At 63.4% G+C, this 16,286-nt stretch carries 15 protein-coding genes; 11 read left to right on the forward strand and 4 right to left on the reverse strand.

Annotated features, from left to right (window positions below):
* Positions 1 to 10: 10 nt before the first annotated feature.
* From OKQ63_RS11040 to OKQ63_RS11050, 3 genes are read right to left on the reverse strand one after another with little or no spacing between them, the layout of a single operon-like run.
* On the reverse strand, positions 11 to 1,087 hold the full coding sequence (locus OKQ63_RS11040; protein ID WP_264210126.1) for a T6SS phospholipase effector Tle1-like catalytic domain-containing protein: 1,077 nt from the start codon (positions 1,085 to 1,087) through the stop codon (positions 11 to 13).
* Complete coding sequence (locus OKQ63_RS11045; RefSeq protein ID WP_264210127.1) at positions 1,065 to 3,362, reverse strand: xanthine dehydrogenase family protein molybdopterin-binding subunit; 2,298 nt, start codon at positions 3,360 to 3,362, stop codon at positions 1,065 to 1,067. Before OKQ63_RS11045 ends, OKQ63_RS11040 begins: the two co-directional genes overlap by 23 nt.
* Positions 3,363 to 3,410: 48 nt before the next feature.
* On the reverse strand, positions 3,411 to 4,562 hold the full coding sequence (locus OKQ63_RS11050; RefSeq protein ID WP_264210128.1) for a type III PLP-dependent enzyme: 1,152 nt from the start codon (positions 4,560 to 4,562) through the stop codon (positions 3,411 to 3,413).
* A 106-nt stretch (positions 4,563 to 4,668) separates the two neighbouring features.
* On the opposite strand from OKQ63_RS11050, the gene OKQ63_RS11055 reads away from it, so the two are divergent.
* Complete coding sequence (locus tag OKQ63_RS11055) at positions 4,669 to 5,106, forward strand: Lrp/AsnC family transcriptional regulator (protein ID WP_264210129.1); 438 nt, start codon at positions 4,669 to 4,671, stop codon at positions 5,104 to 5,106.
* Between the two features lie 3 nt (positions 5,107 to 5,109).
* Here the strand turns inward: OKQ63_RS11055 and OKQ63_RS11060 are convergent, their stop codons facing one another.
* Positions 5,110 to 5,991 carry a LysR family transcriptional regulator gene (locus OKQ63_RS11060; protein ID WP_264210130.1) on the reverse strand — a complete coding sequence of 294 codons (882 nt, stop codon included), beginning with the start codon at positions 5,989 to 5,991 and terminating at the stop codon, positions 5,110 to 5,112.
* Between the two features lie 139 nt (positions 5,992 to 6,130).
* Here OKQ63_RS11060 and OKQ63_RS11065 point away from each other — a divergent pair, with 139 nt between their 5' ends.
* From OKQ63_RS11065 to OKQ63_RS11110, 10 genes are all read left to right on the forward strand, one after another.
* The gene (locus tag OKQ63_RS11065) at positions 6,131 to 7,132 is read left to right on the forward strand and encodes a sterol desaturase family protein (protein WP_264210131.1); all 1,002 of its coding nucleotides are present in this window, start codon (positions 6,131 to 6,133) and stop codon (positions 7,130 to 7,132) included.
* A 390-nt stretch (positions 7,133 to 7,522) separates the two neighbouring features.
* Entirely contained in the window at positions 7,523 to 10,594 is a 3,072-nt protein-coding gene (locus OKQ63_RS11070; protein WP_264210132.1) for a valine--tRNA ligase, read from the forward strand.
* Between the two features lie 184 nt (positions 10,595 to 10,778).
* Entirely contained in the window at positions 10,779 to 11,072 is a 294-nt protein-coding gene (locus OKQ63_RS11075; protein ID WP_264210133.1) for a DUF1330 domain-containing protein, read from the forward strand.
* A gap of 42 nt (positions 11,073 to 11,114) precedes the next feature.
* Positions 11,115 to 11,576, forward strand: a complete 462-nt coding sequence (locus OKQ63_RS11080; protein ID WP_264213909.1) for a tellurite resistance TerB family protein — start codon at positions 11,115 to 11,117, stop codon at positions 11,574 to 11,576.
* Positions 11,576 to 12,016, forward strand: a complete 441-nt coding sequence (locus tag OKQ63_RS11085; protein ID WP_264210134.1) for a tellurite resistance TerB family protein — start codon at positions 11,576 to 11,578, stop codon at positions 12,014 to 12,016. The genes OKQ63_RS11080 and OKQ63_RS11085 overlap by 1 nt, the downstream gene beginning before the upstream one ends.
* Entirely contained in the window at positions 12,013 to 12,786 is a 774-nt protein-coding gene (locus OKQ63_RS11090) for a phosphate/phosphite/phosphonate ABC transporter substrate-binding protein (RefSeq protein WP_264210135.1), read from the forward strand. The genes OKQ63_RS11085 and OKQ63_RS11090 overlap by 4 nt, the downstream gene beginning before the upstream one ends.
* Before the next feature lie 134 nt (positions 12,787 to 12,920).
* Complete coding sequence (locus OKQ63_RS11095) at positions 12,921 to 13,700, forward strand: ABC transporter ATP-binding protein (protein ID WP_264210136.1); 780 nt, start codon at positions 12,921 to 12,923, stop codon at positions 13,698 to 13,700.
* 37 nt (positions 13,701 to 13,737) lie between these two features.
* Positions 13,738 to 14,445, forward strand: a complete 708-nt coding sequence (locus OKQ63_RS11100; RefSeq protein WP_264210137.1) for a transporter substrate-binding domain-containing protein — start codon at positions 13,738 to 13,740, stop codon at positions 14,443 to 14,445.
* A 110-nt stretch (positions 14,446 to 14,555) separates the two neighbouring features.
* On the forward strand, positions 14,556 to 15,440 hold the full coding sequence (locus OKQ63_RS11105) for an ABC transporter permease (protein ID WP_264210138.1): 885 nt from the start codon (positions 14,556 to 14,558) through the stop codon (positions 15,438 to 15,440).
* A complete protein-coding gene (locus OKQ63_RS11110) occupies positions 15,437 to 16,243 on the forward strand; it encodes an ABC transporter permease (protein ID WP_264210139.1) in 807 nt (268 codons plus the stop codon). The genes OKQ63_RS11105 and OKQ63_RS11110 overlap by 4 nt, the downstream gene beginning before the upstream one ends.
* Positions 16,244 to 16,286 lie beyond the last annotated feature (43 nt).

Here is a 16,286-nt window from a genome sequence, read left to right on the forward strand (position 1 = left end):
CCGTCCGCACTCAAGTCTTGGAGAACATCGCCAGCCATCCGCCCGCTGCAGCCACGTCACGCTTGCCCGCATCGACGCTGCTGTGCAAACGCTCGCTGCCGTCCAGCCCGACCCGGCGGCGGCTGCGCAACAGGAAGATCTTGCCCCAGCCGCGCCAAGTGCCCACCGAAGGCGCATTCGGGTCCACCGGAAAGCGCATCCGCCAATCCAGCGGCAGCGGCAAGCCGCGGTCCTCGGCCTTTTCCAGCATCCAGACCAGCGGAATATTGGCCAGCGGCCGGGCTTCTTCAAACCCGCCGAGCTGGCCGCCGACGTCGCCGTGCGCTCCGCGGAACCAGACCTGCTCAACATGGCCGTCCCAGCCCTTCGGGCAATCCCAGAGCACCGGCTTGAACACTTCCCTTGTCTCATCCAGCGCCAGTGCGTGGTAGCCGCTTTTGACGTGGTGCCCCAGCTGATGGTTATGGAAGTTGTGCCGGTTCTCCGCCCAGCGCCAGAGCAGCGGCAGACGCAGGCCCAGCGCTTTGACGGTGTCCCAGACGCCGACCATCTCGATCTCCACCTCGTCATGGCAATGGGCTTTGGTAAAGGCGTCCGATGTCTTGCTGCGGCCGTTCAGCCGGTAATGCCGGTAAGCGGTGCGGATATTGCGCACGGTGGCGTGCTCCGCCTTCAAAAGGCCGATCCGGTCAATGACCCCCGCCAGCGAGCGCACCGCATAGGCGCCGCGGGAATAGCCGAGCAGATAGATCCGGTCGCCGGGGCGGTAACGGGAAGCAAGATACCCGTAGGCGCGGCGGATCTGGCGGTTGATGCCGCGCCCCATCATCACGTCCGGGGCACTGCCCCAGCCCTTCCACTGGACGCCGGATTCGTAGAATACAGAAACCTGCCCGCCCATCTGGCGGCACAGCCGGTAGACCTGGCCGGCATGGGTTTCATGGCCCTCATCCAGCGTCGACATGGTGCCGTCCAGGATGATCACATGGGCCTGCGGCCCGCGCAGCTTGGTTTCGCCGGAATGCTCCGAGCGCAGCGGCCGTCCGAGCCACCCAAGAACCCTTTTACTCAGCTGCGTCAGAAACATCCCTAAGCACTTCCCAAATCCTCAGCGGCGTGAACGGCATGTCCACTTGCCGCACGCCGCGGTCCCAGACGGCGTCCTGCACCGCATTTGCAACAGCGGCCAGCGCGCCGACGGTGCCCGCCTCGCCGCAGCCCTTCATCCCCATGGGATTTTGCGTCGAAGGCACCGGCTCGGAGGTAAACCCAATCATGGGGACGCCGCTTGCCCGCGGCAAGGCATAGTCCATGAACGAAGCTGTGAGCAGTTGTCCGTCTGCATCATAGACAACCCGCTCCAGCATGGCCTGTCCCAGCCCCTGCGCCACCCCGCCGTGCACCTGCCCTTCAGCCAGCACCGGGTTGATCAGATTACCGAAATCGTCGACTACAGTGTAGCGCTCGACATCTGCTTGCCCAGTCTCGGGATCGATAACAATTTCGGCAATATGTGCGCCATTCGGAAACGAGCGCCCCGGCAGCCGGGCCCGCGCCGCGTGACGCTGCAGATCAAGCCGCCCTTGCGCGCGGGCCATCTCGGCCGCCTCCAGCAAGGAAGGCGTCAGATTGGATCCCGGAGCGCGGAACGTTTCGCCGTCGAATTCCACGGCCTCTTCCTTGACGCCCATCTCCTCCGCCAGGAAGGGAATGAAGGCGGCAATCATCGCGTCCACCGCCGCCAGCATGGCATTGGCCTGCGTCGTCACCGAGCGCGACCCGCCGGTGCCGCCGCCCGTGGCAATGCGGTCGCTGTCGCCCTGAATGACCTGGATGTTTTCTGCCGGGATACCGCTCTGGTCGGCCAGGAACTGGGCATAGACGGTTTCATGCCCCTGTCCGTTGCTTTGCGTGCCGACATAGATGTTCACCCGGCTGTCCTCCAGAAACTCCACTTCCGCGCCTTCTGAAGGATCGCCCAAAATACTTTCGATATAGTAACACAGCCCGACGCCCCGGTACTTGCCGCGTTTACCATCTGCAGAACGGCGGGCTGCGAATCCCTCCAGGTCCGCCTCCTGCGCCGCCCGGCTCAGGACTTTGCCGAAATCGCCCACATCATAGGTCTCCCCGGTCACGGTGCCATAGGGAAAGGCGGCCGGCTTGATGAAGTTCCGCCGCCTCAGCTCCCACGGATCCACCCCCAGCTCGCGCGCGGCGCGGTCCATTGCCCGCTCCAGCACATAGATCGCCTCCGGCCGCCCGGCGCCGCGGTAGGCATCGACCTGGGTGGTGTTGGTATAGATCCCCTCCACCTGCAGCCAGGCGGTCCGGATGTCATAAACCCCCGCCAGCACCCGGCTGAACAGCTGGGTCTGGATCGGCTGGCCGAAATGCGAGTTATAGGCACCGAGATTGCAGCGGGTGCTGACCCTGTAGGCGGTGATCTTCAGATCCGCGTCAAAAGCCAGTTCCGCCAGCGAGGTCAGGTCCCGGCCGCCATTGTCGCTCAGCATCGACTCGGTCCGGTCGGCGATCCAGAACACCGGCTGCCCCAGCGCGCGGGCAGCCTGAGCGACCGCAAAATACTCCGGGTAGGGAAAGGCCTTCATGCCGAAACCGCCGCCCACATCCGGGATCGTGACTTTGACGTCAGCCTCATCCAGATGCATCTTGGCCGCCAGCTGCGACTTGATCGCCCAGACCCCCTGCCCGCCCAGGCAGAAATGCAGCCGCCCGTCCTCCCATTCGGCAAAGCAGCCGCGGGGTTCCATCGAATTGACGATGATCCGGTTGTCTTCCACCTGCAGCGCAACGGTATGGGCCGCGGTCCGGAACGCCTCGGCGGTTGCGGCCTCGTCCCCCAACCCCCAGTCAAACGCCTTGTTGTCCGGAACTTCCGGATGCAGCGCCTCGCCTCCCGGCTGCACATCCAGCTTCACCGGCAAGTCGTCGATACCCAATTCGATCAGTTCACCCGCATCGCGGGCCTGGTCCAGCGTGCCGGCCACGACCACCGCCACCGGCTCCCCGACATAACGCACCCGGCCGCGCGCCAGCATCGGCCGTTCGGGGGAGGCACCGCGGGAGCCGTCCCGGTTCTTCACCGTCGTGCCATCCATGGACACGTCAATACCGGCCGCCTCCAGATCCTCCAGGGTGATCACTGCGTGGACCCCCTCGGCTTCGCGCGCGGCCTCAACGTTCAGCGCGGTGATCCTCCCATGCGCCACCGGGCTGCGCAGCACCCAGGCGCGCAGAGACCCCGCCGGTGCCGTATCCTCGATGTACCGCCCCTGCCCGGTCAGGAAACGCACATCCTCAACCCGTTTCACTGGCTGGCTTTTGCCGAATTTGTCCATGCTCGCCCCCTGTCCGCTCTCGCCGCTGTTCCGGGGGCGAGACTACTGTCAGCGGGGCGCTTGTCCAGCCAACTCGATCACCGTCGCCACGTCACTGAGGCCGTAACCATTGAACTGCGTGCTCATGGCGGAGGAATAGGCGCCCAGCCCCGGAAACAGCACATAGTCCCCCGCCACGGTATCGCACGGCAGCGGCAGCCCGTCCGGCAGCCGGTCCAGGCTGTCGCAGGTCGGCCCGAACACCACCCGCGGCTTGCGGCCGCCACTGCGGCGGGTGCCGTCTGCGGCCACGACCTCGACCCGGCCCGGCAGGCCCATGTCGCGGATGTCGACCAGGCCGCCATAGATGCCATCGTTCAGGAACACCACGTCTCCGTCCTTGCGCATCCCCTTGATGCGGGCGGCCAGGGTGAAGCTCTCCGAGACCATCGCCCGGCCCGGTTCGCAGATCAGCGTCGGCCTGCCGGCGCCAAACGCCTGATCCGCCGCTTTGCCGATCGCACCAAAGACCTTCTCCAGATCCGGCGCCACGCCATCGCGGTTGGCCGCGAACCCGCCGCCAACGTTGAGACGCGCAATCTTGACACCGGCATCTTCGACAATCCTCTTGGCGGCGCGGACGTATTCGACCCAGGCGCTTTCGTCCTCGCACTGGGTGCCCGGGTGGAAACACAAAGCCGGCGTCCAGCCCTTGGCCGCCACCTGCTTCAGCAGCTCCACCGCCTCGTCCGGCGCGGCGCCGAACTTGCTGCCGAAATCATAGGCGGCGCCCGCAACCGGCAGCGCAAAGCGCACAGCGATCTCGCAGGACCGCGGGACGGCATCCAGCTTCTCCAGCTCGCTCAGCTCATCCACCGACCAGCTGGCGACGCCATGCTCAATGCCTGCAGCGACCTCCGCTTCCGAACGCATCGGATTGTTGTAATGCATCACCGCATCCGGGCTGGCAGCACGCACCGCCGCCATCTCCGCCGGCGACGCCACATCAAACGCGGTGATCCCTGCCGCCACCAGGTTCGACAAGACAGCAGGGTGAGGGTTGGCCTTCACCGCATAGGTCACCAGCCCCGGAAACCCCCGCTGGAAGCGCCCTGCAACCTCATGCAGCACCCGCGGCGAGAAATACAGGATCGGGTGGTCCGGTGTGCTGCGGGCCAGGTGGGTTTCCGGGGAAAGCCAAAGCGGTGGAATTTGCTGCATCAGAAAAAGCCTCGTTCGTTTTGTATATTTTCCAATGGTTTTCCGTCGATTCCATTCGTCACTTTTACTATAGTGACGAAAAGAAACGTCATATCGAAGGCCAACAATGCAAACCGACGACACCGATCAGCGCCTTGTCACGCTGCTGCGCGAAAACGCCCGCCGTCCGGTGGCCGAGCTTGCCCGCCATCTGGGGCTGGCCCGCACCACCGTGCAGGCCCGGATCGAGCGGTTGGAGGCGACCGGTGTGATCGCCGGCTACACGCTCAAATCTTCCGCCGCCTCACGCCCGCCGTTGCAGGCCACCGTCCTGATGTCGATCGAGCCGCGGTCCGGTCCGGAGGTGCTTGCCCGGCTGCGGAAACTGCCGGGGGTGGAGGTGGTGCATACGACCTCCGGCCGGTTCGACCTGCTGGCCCAGGTGGTGGCGCAAAGCACCGCGGAACTGGACGACACCATCGACCATATCGCCGAAGCCCGCGGCGTGCGCTCCTCGGAAAGTCTGATCCACCTGGCAACCAAACTGGACCGCACCGGGCAGTAGTTCCTAAATCGCGCACACGTAGGCCAGCAGCCAGTCCCGGAACAGTCTGGCCGCGGGGCGCAGGGCACTGCCGTCAGGATAGATCAGGTGATAGGCTTCCTGCCCCGGCACCGCGACCTCCGGCAGGCAGCGCACCAGACCGGTGGACCTGACCACCGCGTCCGAGGCGGGCGCCCGCGCCAGCGCAACCCCCACACCCTGCGCCGCCAGCTCAGCGGCCATCAGCGAGTTGTCGGCAAAAAAATACCGCGCCTGCCCGTGGGACAGCCGCAGGTGCTCGAACACCTGCACCCAGCTGGCGCGGTGAGTGGACACTTCGATCAGCGGAAAGCGGAACAGATCCTGCGGTGTGCGGATCTGCGCGGCAATCTGCGGCGGCGCCACCGGATACAGTATTTCACGCAGCAACTCGTCGCCTTCGGTGCCGAACAGTGACGGGTTGCCGAAGACGATCTGCAAATCGGTGAACTGATTGGCGAAGTCGGCCGCCATGTTCCCGGTGCTGAGCGCCAGATTGACCTGCGGATGCGCGGTCTGAAAGGCAGGCAGCCCTCGCGCCAGAACCCCGTGGGCAAACAGCAGCACCGACTGCACAAACAGCCGTTGCTCGCGGCTTTCGCCAAACAGGCCTGTGGTCGCCGTCTCCAGCATCAGCAGCGACTGCTGCACCGATGGCAGATAGGCCCTTCCTGCCTCCGTCAGCGTCACCGCATGAGCGTGGCGGTGAAACAGCGGCGTGCCCAGCTGGGTCTCCAGCGCCTTCACCTGCTGGCTGACGGCGGCGGCCGACATGTTCAGCTGCGCCGCCGCCCGGGCAAAACTCTCGGTGCGCGCCGCCGCCTCGAACACGCGCAGCCAGTTGAGAGAGGGAATCCGGGTTGCCATGACCAAGGCTAAGCAAAACTTAGCCTGACCGGCAAGACGTACCGTGCTGGGATTTTCCAGACCGCGCCTAGGGTGAGCAGCAGCGAACAGACGCCCGCCGCCCCGGCGGCATATCCACCAGCCAGATGAGAGACGAGACATGACAAGTCCCGCCAACGCCCCGCGCCCCAAGCGCAAGATTTGGAACTTCACCCCGCAGTTGCCGATCCAGACCTCTCCCTATTGGGACTGGCCGATGAAGCCCTTGGCCTCGATAAGATACCTGCTGCAAAGCTGGAACCCGCTGGCGCTCAGGGCGCTCCTGCTGGTGTTTGCGATCATCACCTGGACGTATTTCACCCCCTCGCTGGATCGCATCGCGACTTTCACTTGGGATTGGGTGTTCGAGATCTGGCTGCGCAACTTCTGCATCCTGCTGGTGGTCGCCGGCGGGCTGCATCTCGCCCTGTGGAAGTTCCGCACGCAAGCCGATGAATACCGTTACGACATGCGCCCGATGATGAAGGGCGCCAAGGTCTTCACCTTCAAGAACCAGGTCTGGGACAACATGTTCTGGACCCTTGGCCCGGCGCTCACCTTCTGGACCTTCTGGGAGAGCTTCATCCTTTATGCCTATGCCAACGGCTGGGTGACGATGATCTCGCTGGAGAGCAACCCGGCCGCCTTCATCCTGATGACCATCTTCATCCCGATCTGGGCGGGCTTCCACTTCTATTGGCTGCACCGGCTGCTGCATGTGGGCGCGCTCTATGCCAAGGTGCACGCATGGCATCACCGCAACATCAACACCGGCCCCTGGTCCGGCCTGGCGATGCACCCGGTTGAGAGCTTTTTCCTGATGTTCGACACCATGGTCTTCTTCCTGCTGCCCTCGCATCCGGTGCACGCGATTTTCCTGCTGTTCCACCACGGGATCGGTGCGCCGACGTCCCACGCAGGATTTGAGCATGTGAAGTTCGGCAACACGGCCAAGTTCCTGGTCGGCGACTTTTTCCACCAGCTGCATCACCGGTTCTTCGACTGCAACTACGGCACCTGGGAGACCCCCTGGGACGCGTGGTTCAACACCTTCCACGACGGCACCGAAGAGGGAAACGGGATGGTCAGGGAACGCCGCCGCAGGATCTGGTCCGGCGAATGAGGCACGCAGAGGGATACAAGCGGTGCGCGCCCGGTGGGCGCGCGCAGGTTTCAGCGCCTTCGGCGCGGATTTTGAGTATTTTCAACCAGAAAGAGGCGGCAGGTTTTTCTTAACCAGAATCGGCACACTCTCCCTATGCGGTACAGGCTGGAGAGCCGATGACCGCACCAGGAAGAGGCTGCCCCCGCCGCTGGCAGGATTATCCCCTGGCGGACGGACAGCCCGCGTGCGGGGGCGCTTCGGCCTTGCTTCTTTCTGGTCAAAAATGCTCAATCCGCCTCCGCCGGCCCCGACCGCAGCGGCTTGAGGCAAAGAAAACCCCATATCCGGCTTCCCCTTCCCTCAGCCATTGGGTAATTGAACGGCCAATTGCATGAGGGATCTAGACGCATGGCGATGGAAAAGACGTTCAACGCGGCCGAAGCGGAGAGCCGCCTTTACAAGGCCTGGGAAGAGGCGGGCTGTTTCAAGGCCGGCGCAAACGCCAAGCCCGAGGCCTCCGCTTACTGCATCATGATCCCGCCGCCGAACGTGACCGGTGTGCTGCACATGGGCCATGCCTTCAACAACACCCTGCAGGACATCCTGATCCGCTGGAAGCGGATGCAGGGCTATGACACCCTGTGGCAGCCGGGCACCGACCATGCGGGGATCGCCACCCAGATGGTGGTCGAACGTGAGCTGGCGAAAACCCAGCAGCCCTCGCGCCGCGAGCTGGGCCGCGAGAAATTCCTGGAGAAGGTCTGGGAGTGGAAAGAGAAGTCCGGCGGCACCATCGTCGAGCAGCTGAAACGGCTCGGCGCCTCCTGCGATTTTTCCCGCACCGCTTTCACCATGGCAGGTGCCGCGGGAGACACCCGCACCGGCCACGAGAACTCCCCCAACTTCCACGATGCCGTGATCAAGGTGTTTGTGGAGATGTACAACAAGGGGCTGATCTACCGCGGCAAGAGGCTGGTGAACTGGGACCCGCATTTTGAGACCGCGATCTCCGACCTTGAGGTCGAGAACATCGAAGTGGCAGGCCACATGTGGCACTTCAAGTACCCGCTCGCGAACGGCGCCACCTACACCTATGTGGAAAAGGACGCGGACGGCAACGTGATCCTCGAAGAGGAGCGCGACTATATCTCCATCGCCACCACCCGGCCCGAGACCATGCTGGGCGACGGCGCGGTGGCGGTGCATCCCTCGGATGAACGTTACGCGCCAATCGTCGGCTGCTTGTGCGAAATCCCGGTTGGCCCCAAGGAGCACCGCCGCCTGATCCCGATCATCACCGATGAATACCCGGACAAGGACTTCGGCTCGGGCGCGGTGAAGATCACCGGCGCGCATGACTTCAACGACTACCAGGTCGCCAAGCGCGGCGGCATTCCGATGTACCGCCTGATGGACACCAAGGGCCAGATGCGGGCCGACGGCGCGCCTTATGCCGAGACCGCGGGCATCGCCATGGCGGTGGCCAAGGGCGAGCAGACCCTGAGTGAGAACGAGGCCGACGCCGTCAACCTGGTGCCGGACGACCTGCGTGGCCTCGACCGGTTCGAGGCGCGTAAACTGGTGGTGGAGCAGATCACCAGCGAAGGCCTGGCGGTGATGCACACCGTCACCAAGACAGATCCGGACACCGGCGAAGAGGTTGAGGTTCTGGAACCCTACGTCGAGAACAAGCCGATCATGCAGCCCTTTGGCGACCGCTCCAAGGTTGTGATCGAGCCGATGCTGACCGACCAGTGGTTCGTGGACGCGGAAAAGGTTGTCACCCCGGCGCTGGATGCGGTGCGCAATGGCGACGTGAAGATCCTGCCGGAAAGCGGTGAGAAGACCTACTATCACTGGCTGGAAAACATCGAGCCCTGGTGCATCTCGCGCCAGCTGTGGTGGGGTCATCAGATCCCGGTTTGGTATGGTACGAAAATCATCAACCGGACTTCGACAAATCCTGAGCGCTACGAGGCCCTGAACGCGAAACACAACCGCGGAGAATTCGCAGTTTTCACAGGTGCAAACTTTGAAGACGTGCGTAAGCAAGCCCGTGAATACTACGATGAGGATGTCCTTGAAGTTACCGATCTTGTGGAAGCCAAGGAACACGGCTTCAAAGATGGGAAATTTCCGCTCTTCCGCGACCCCGACGTGCTGGACACTTGGTTTTCCTCCGGCCTCTGGCCGATCGGCACTCTGGGCTGGCCGGAATGGACCGAGGAGACCAAGAAATACTTCCCGACCTCGACCCTGGTCACCGGTCAGGACATTCTGTTCTTCTGGGTGGCCCGGATGATGATGATGCAGCTGGCGGTGCTGGACGAAAACCTGCCGGTCAAGGAGCGCATCCCCTTCGACACCGTCTACCTGCACGGCCTGGTGCGCGACGCCAAGGGCAAGAAGATGTCGAAATCCACCGGCAACGTGGTCGACCCGCTGGAAATCATCGAGGAATTCGGCGCCGACGCGCTGCGCTTCTCCTCCGCTGCCATGGCAGCCCTGGGCGGCGTGCTGAAGCTGGATATGGAGCGGCTCAAGGGCTACCGGAATTTCGGCACCAAGCTGTGGAATGCGGTGAACTTTGCCCATTTCAACAATGTCTATGATGAAACTGTACCTGCCCATGCCTGCCCGGATGCCAAGGCGGCCGTGAACCAGTGGATCATCGGCGAGACCGCCAAGGTGCGGGTTGAAGTGGACGCGGCCCTGGAGGCCTACCGCTTCAACGACGCGGCCAATGCGCTTTATGCCTTTGTCTGGGGCAAGGTCTGCGATTGGTACATCGAGCTGTCGAAGCCGCTGTTCGGCTCGGAAGATGAAGCCGTGATCGCCGAGACCCGCCAGACGCTGGGCTGGGTGCTGGATCAGTGCATGATCCTGCTGCATCCGATCATGCCCTTCATCACCGAAGAGCTGTGGGGCAACACTGCCAAGCGCGAGAAGATGCTGGTGCATGCCGATTGGCCCGCCTACGGCACCGAGCTGGTGAATGCCGATGCCGACCGCGAAATGAACTGGGTGATCACCGCGATTGAGAACATCCGCTCCACCCGCGCCCAGATGCATGTGCCCGCGGGCGCCAAGATCCCGATGGTGGTGACGGAATTCTCCGATCAGGCCCGCGCGGCCTGGGAGAAGAACGAGGCGATGATCCAAAAACTGGCCCGCATCACCTCGCTGGAGCAGGTGGAGAGCTTCCCCAAGGGCTGCGCCTCGGTCGCCGCACCCGGCGCCGCCTTCGGCCTGCCGCTGGCGGACGTGATCGACGTCGACGCCGAAAAGGCGCGTCTGGAAAAGACCCTCGGCAAGCTGGCCAAGGAACTGGGCGGGCTGCGCGGGCGGCTGAACAACCCGAAATTCGCGGCCTCGGCCCCGGAAGAAGTGGTTGCGGAAGCCCGCGAAAACCTCGCCGCGCGGGAAGAAGAGGAAGCCAAGGTCAAGGAGGCGCTGGCGCGCCTGGCCGAGATCGGCTGATCCCGCCGTTCGGCACGTCTGGAACGCCCGCCTCTCCGGCGGGCGTTTTGCTGTTTGCCGCAGCGCCTTGAAACAACCGCAAATTCCCGCGGAACGGAGAAATTCTTAACAACCGCCCCATTGTCTTTGCCGCGCTTTTGTATCAGCCTGCCTGCAACCATAATAAGAAGGGAGACCGCACCCCATGCCCAAAGGATACTGGGTGGCCCACGTGGATGTGCGCGACATGGAACGCTATCAGGCTTACATCGACGCTGCCCGCCCGGTGCTGGCAGAGTACGGCGCGAAGTTCCTGATACGCGGCGGCAACAGAGAAGTGCGCGAAGGCGCGTTCCGCGCCCGGACCGTGGTCCTGGAATTCAGGGATTTCGAAACGGCCAAAGCCTGCTATGATTCCGTGGCTTATCAGGACGCCAAGGCCTTTCGCGATCTGGTCTCGGCGGGTGATATGCATATCATCGAAGGTTACGGTGCGTAGCACCGCCGGTCTTGCCGCTAGTCCAAAGGTCTGCTGATGCCCCTGCTCAAGAAGTTCTTTCAAGCTTTCCGCCCCTCTGATACGCCTGCGCTGCCGGATCCGGATGCCGAGCTGGCGCTGGGTGCCTTGCTGGTGCGGGTGGCGCAATCGGACCGCGAATACCAGCTGGAGGAGATCAGCCTGATCGACCGGATCCTGGCGCGGCTTTACCAGCACAACGCGATCGAGGCCGCCAAGGTGCGCGCCACCTGCGAAAAGCTGCATGCCGCAGCACCCGAGACCGACACGTTCGGCAAGCTGATCCGCGAGACCACCGGGCTGGAAGAACGCCTGGCCGCACTGGACGCGCTGTGGGAAGTGGTGCTGGCCGACGGCGCCGCGCACGAAGGCGAGGTCACCATTCTCGAGGACGCGCGCAAGGCGATGGGCCTGTCCTACACCGACAGCCAGAAGGCCCGCGCCCGCGCCGAACAGAAATCCGCCGCACCGGCCGGAGACAGCTGATGTTCAGGGAGCTTCTGCACCGCCTGCTGGAGCCTGCGCCAGCGCCGCTGGATGACCAGGACGCGCGGCTGGCGCTGACCGCGCTGCTGGTGCGGATCGCCCGCTCCGACCACAATTTCTCCGAGGTGGAGAAGGACCGGATCGACCGCATTCTGGCCGCCCGCTACGGCCTGGACACCGGCGGCGCGCTGATCCTGCGCGAACAGGCCGAGGCGATGGAGGCCGAAGCGCCCGACACCGTCCGCTTCACCCGCGCGATCAAGGAGGCGGTGGCCTATGAGGACCGCACCGGCGTCATTGAGGCCCTGTGGCAGGTGGCGCTGGCCGACGGCCGCCGCGATGCCAATGAAGACGCGCTCCTGCGGCTGTCGTCCAGCCTGCTGGGGGTATCGGACGTGGACAGCGCAAAGGCGCGCAAACGGGCAGAGGCTGCTTTATGATTGCTCATCTTGGAATGTACGACCGCCCCGAAACCGCGGCGGCAAACGACCGGTTCTGGGCCTCGATCCGCGGCCATCTTGGCAGCGGGCCCGAAAAGCTGACCCGGGACGCCGATTTCTGGCAGGTCTGGAAATCCCCGGACCTGCTGCTGTCGCAGACCTGCGGCTGTCCCTACCGCACCCGGCTTTATGGCGAGGTGGACCTGGTGGGCACCCCCGACTACGGCCTGCCCGGCTGCCCGCCAGGCTACTACAACAGCGTCTTTGTGGCGCGCCACGAGGATGCAGGCCAGCCGCTGTCCGGTTTTGCCGGGCGTCGTTTTGCCTTTAACGAAGGGCTGTCGCAATCAGGCTGGGCCGCACCGATGGTGCATTTGCACGACCGCGGCATCCTGCCCGGCGCGCTGGTGGAAACCGGCAGTCACCGGCTGTCCGCCGAAGCTGTTGCCGATGGCCGGGCCGATTTTGCATCCCTGGACGCGCTGAGCTGGGAAATGATCGGAAAATATGATGGGTTCGCCGCCGGGCTGACCGAGATCGAACGCACCGAACCGACCCCGGCCCTGCCCTATATCACCGCCTTGGGCCAGGACCCGCAGGCGCTGTTTGCAGCCATCGAATCCGCCATTCCCGCACTGGATGAAGATGCCAGAAACCTGCTGCATCTGAAGGGTCTGGCGCAGGTCTCTCCCGCCGATTATCTGGCGGTGCCAACCCCGCCCGGCCCGGTGCTGACCGAACAGCGCATCCGCGCGGCGGAGCTGGCCTGACACCCGCTTCCGAAATGGCGGCCCGCCCCTTCATTTTGGCATCTGCGATGACAGCTTGTGCGGTTTGAACGTTGCAATCGGTGTTTTTTTCGGTCCAATAAGAATGAATTTCCACCCATAGGGACAAAGACACCTTGACCAATACATCGCCCGTTCTGCAAATCCGCGGCCTGCACAAATCCTACGGCGAGCTGGAAGTGATCAAAGGCGTGGACATCAGCGCACGCGGCGGCGATGTGGTTTCACTGATCGGGTCTTCGGGGTCGGGCAAGTCCACGCTTCTGCGCTGCTGCAACCTGCTGGAAGACAGCCAGCAGGGCGAGATTCTGTTCAAGGGCGAACCGGTCACATGGTCCGGCCAGGGGCTCAACCGCCGCCCGGCAGATGCCAAGCAGATCCTGCGCATCCGCACCAACCTGTCGATGGTGTTCCAGCAGTTCAACCTGTGGGCTCATATGACCATCCTGCAAAACGTCATGGAAGCGCCGGTCACCGTGCTGGGCCGCGACCGGGCCGAGGTTGAGGAAAAGGCCCGCTACTATCTGGACAAGGTCGGCATCGGCGACAAATGCGATGTCTATCCGGCCCAGCTGTCAGGCGGCCAGCAGCAGCGTGCCGCCATTGCCCGCGCCCTGTGCATGGAGCCCGAGGCGCTGCTGTTCGATGAGCCGACATCCGCCCTGGACCCCGAACTGGAGCAGGAGGTTGTCAAGGTGATCAAGGACCTCGCCGCTGAGGGCCGGACCATGCTGATCGTGACCCACGACATGAAGATGGCCGCGGATGTGTCCAGCCATGTGGTGTTCCTGCATCAGGGGCTGATCGAGGAAGAAGGCACGCCCGATGAAGTCTTTGGCGGAACCCGCTCCGATCGGCTGCGTGCTTTCTTGTCTTCAACCCGGCACGAACAATAAAAAGAAACCAATAACCAACCAGAATGGGAGTAAACAAATGAAATCTCTGATCCTAGGCACCGCTGCCCTGGCGCTGACCGCGGGCATGGGCCTGGCGGACACCGTGCGCCTGGGCACCGAAGGTGCCTATGCGCCGTGGAATTTCGTCAATGACGCGGGCGAGATCGACGGCTTCGAGCGCGACCTGGGCGACGAGCTGTGCAAGCGCGCCGAGCTGACTTGCGAATGGGTCAAGAACGACTGGGATTCGATCATTCCGAACCTGGTTTCCGGCAACTACGACACCATCATCGCCGGCATGTCGATCACCGACGAGCGTGACGAGGTCATTGACTTCACCCAGCCCTACACGCCGCCGGATCCGTCCGCCTATGTTGCGCTGTCCTCTGACGTCGATCTGGAATCGGGCGTGATCGCCGCACAGGCGTCCACCCTCCAGTCCGCCTTTGTGGCTGAACAGGGCTGGACCCTGGTGGAATTCGCCACTCCGGAAGAAACCATCGCCGCCGTGCGCAACGGCGAAGCCGATGCAGTCCTGGCTGACAAGAGCTTCCTCGACACCGTGCTTGGCGACGACCTGGTGATGCTGGAGCGCACCGAAGCGCTCGGCGGCGGTGTCGGCATCGGCGTCCGGGAGTCCGATCAGGAGCTGCGCGGCAAGTTCGATGCGGCAATCCAGTCGATGAAGGATGACGGATCGCTGAACGAACTGATCGCCAAGTGGGAAGTCTCCTCCCAGTGGTAAACTGATCCCGTTCCGGGATCTGCAGGCCCGCAGCCGCGGCTCGCGGGCCTCATTCATTCTCTTACGGCGTGTCCTGCGCCGGGCATGACCAGAGAAAGACAGGCTCGAATATGTTTTCCTATTGCACGGACCCATCCACGCTTGAGGGGCTGACCTGGCTCAGCTGCTATCTGACCACGGGAAAGCATCTAAACCTGTACATCTCGGTCGTCGTGGTTCTGGTCCTGCTGGCCATCACCGCCCCGGTTGCGCTCCTGTTCGGTTTCGGCGCCGCCAGCGCCGCCCGCTCCAGGATCCTGCCGCTGCGCTGGTTCGGCAAGGGGTATACCAGCATCGTGCGCGGGGTGCCGGACATTGCCTTCTTTCTGTTTTTCGTGATCGCGCTGGACCAGGCCTTCGAATGGATGCGCCACAAGGTGAAATGTCCGGACTGGGACGAACCGATCCGCCGCGGCATCGATTTTGTGGTCTGCGACGCGGCCAAGCTGCCGCTGTCCACCTCTCCGCAATGGGTGCATGAAACCTACGGCTTCTTTCTGGCGGTGCTGACCTTCTCCATCGTGTTCGGCGCCTTTGCTGCCAATGTGCTTTACGGCGCGATGCGCGCCGTACCGCGCGCGCAGATCGAAACCGCCGAGGCCTACGGCCTGTCCCGGCGCCAGGCATTCTGGCGCATCCTGGTGCCGCAGATGTGGGTTTATGCGCTGCCCGGGTTGTCGAACCTCTGGATGGTACTGATCAAATCCACCCCGCTGCTGTTCCTGCTGGGAGTCGAGGACATCGTCTACTGGGCCCGGGAACTGGGCGGCACCAAGACCGCCAGATTCACCGAATACCCGCATCCGAACTGGCATGTCTGGTACTTTGCAGCCCTGCTTGTGTTCTATCTCTGCTTCACCAAAGTGTCCGAGGTCGTGCTGGACCGGATCATGACCCGCCTGACAAAGGGCCAGGCGACCGCGGCGGGCGAAGCACAAAGAAAGGCAGCGGCATGACCTGCGCAGAAACCATCCAGGCTTATGCATTCCGTTCGCTCGGTATTGGCGAAAGGCTGCTGCCGCGCGGGGAGTATACCCTGTGCGAGCATTTCACCCTGATCGGCTCCGGCATGATCTGGAACATTTACTTCGGCGCGGTGGCTCTGATGACCGGGTTCGTCCTGGCGGTGGCCCTGGCGGTCGGCAAGTCCAGCCCCAACCCGTTGTGGCGCAAACCGGCAGAGTGGTTCATCTTCATCTTCCGCGGCAGCCCGCTGTTCATCCAGTTCTTCTTTGCCTATGCGTGTTTCCTCAGCCTCAAAAGCGTCTCCGGCGTCTTCGACCCGTTCACGTCCGCCTGGCTGGGTGCGCTGGTCGTGCTGTTCTTCAACACCGCCGCCTATTCGGGCGAGATCTTCCATGGCGCGCTGCTGTCGGTCCCCAAGGGCGATATCGAGGCGGCGGATGCCTATGGCATGACCGGCATCACCCGGTTCCGCCGCATCACCTTCCCGACCATGCTGCGCCTTGCCTGGCCCGCCTACACCAACGAGGCAATCTTCCTGTTCCATGCCACCACGCTGGTGTTCTTCTCCGGCTTCCCGGCCTGGCGGCAGCAGGGCGATGCGCTCTACTATGCCAGCTATTTTGCCGACAAGACCTTCAACCCGTTCATCCCCTATCCGATCCTGGCCTTCTACTTCATTCTGCTGACATTGGTGATCATCGCCATCTTCGGGGCGGTGAACAAGCTCCTGAACCGGCACCTGCCTCAGGAACGGCGGCAAAGATTTCGCTTGCGTCCTAATCTGATCCGGTAGTATCCATTATTTGATCAAATTCACAGCTGAGCCTCTGACTGCA

It is taken from the genome of Leisingera thetidis (assembly GCF_025857195.1).
In the GTDB taxonomy this organism is placed as follows: domain Bacteria; phylum Pseudomonadota; class Alphaproteobacteria; order Rhodobacterales; family Rhodobacteraceae; genus Leisingera; species Leisingera thetidis.

What these genes read in the sequence shown, in the direction of transcription:
- OKQ63_RS11040 (WP_264210126.1), bottom strand. Translation starts at nt 1,087, where the DNA reads ATGTTTCTGACGCAGCTGAGTAAAAGGGTTCTTGGGTGGCTCGGACGG.
- OKQ63_RS11060 (WP_264210130.1), bottom strand. Translation starts at nt 5,991, where the DNA reads ATGGCAACCCGGATTCCCTCTCTCAACTGGCTGCGCGTGTTCGAGGCG.
- OKQ63_RS11100 (WP_264210137.1), top strand. Translation starts at nt 13,738, where the DNA reads ATGAAATCTCTGATCCTAGGCACCGCTGCCCTGGCGCTGACCGCGGGC.
- OKQ63_RS11050 (WP_264210128.1), bottom strand. Translation starts at nt 4,562, where the DNA reads ATGCAGCAAATTCCACCGCTTTGGCTTTCCCCGGAAACCCACCTGGCC.
- OKQ63_RS11090 (WP_264210135.1), top strand. Translation starts at nt 12,013, where the DNA reads ATGATTGCTCATCTTGGAATGTACGACCGCCCCGAAACCGCGGCGGCA.
- OKQ63_RS11075 (WP_264210133.1), top strand. Translation starts at nt 10,779, where the DNA reads ATGCCCAAAGGATACTGGGTGGCCCACGTGGATGTGCGCGACATGGAA.
- OKQ63_RS11045 (WP_264210127.1), bottom strand. Translation starts at nt 3,362, where the DNA reads ATGGACAAATTCGGCAAAAGCCAGCCAGTGAAACGGGTTGAGGATGTG.
- OKQ63_RS11105 (WP_264210138.1), top strand. Translation starts at nt 14,556, where the DNA reads ATGTTTTCCTATTGCACGGACCCATCCACGCTTGAGGGGCTGACCTGG.
- OKQ63_RS11085 (WP_264210134.1), top strand. Translation starts at nt 11,576, where the DNA reads ATGTTCAGGGAGCTTCTGCACCGCCTGCTGGAGCCTGCGCCAGCGCCG.
- OKQ63_RS11110 (WP_264210139.1), top strand. Translation starts at nt 15,437, where the DNA reads ATGACCTGCGCAGAAACCATCCAGGCTTATGCATTCCGTTCGCTCGGT.
- OKQ63_RS11055 (WP_264210129.1), top strand. Translation starts at nt 4,669, where the DNA reads ATGCAAACCGACGACACCGATCAGCGCCTTGTCACGCTGCTGCGCGAA.
- OKQ63_RS11065 (WP_264210131.1), top strand. Translation starts at nt 6,131, where the DNA reads ATGACAAGTCCCGCCAACGCCCCGCGCCCCAAGCGCAAGATTTGGAAC.
- OKQ63_RS11070 (WP_264210132.1), top strand. Translation starts at nt 7,523, where the DNA reads ATGGCGATGGAAAAGACGTTCAACGCGGCCGAAGCGGAGAGCCGCCTT.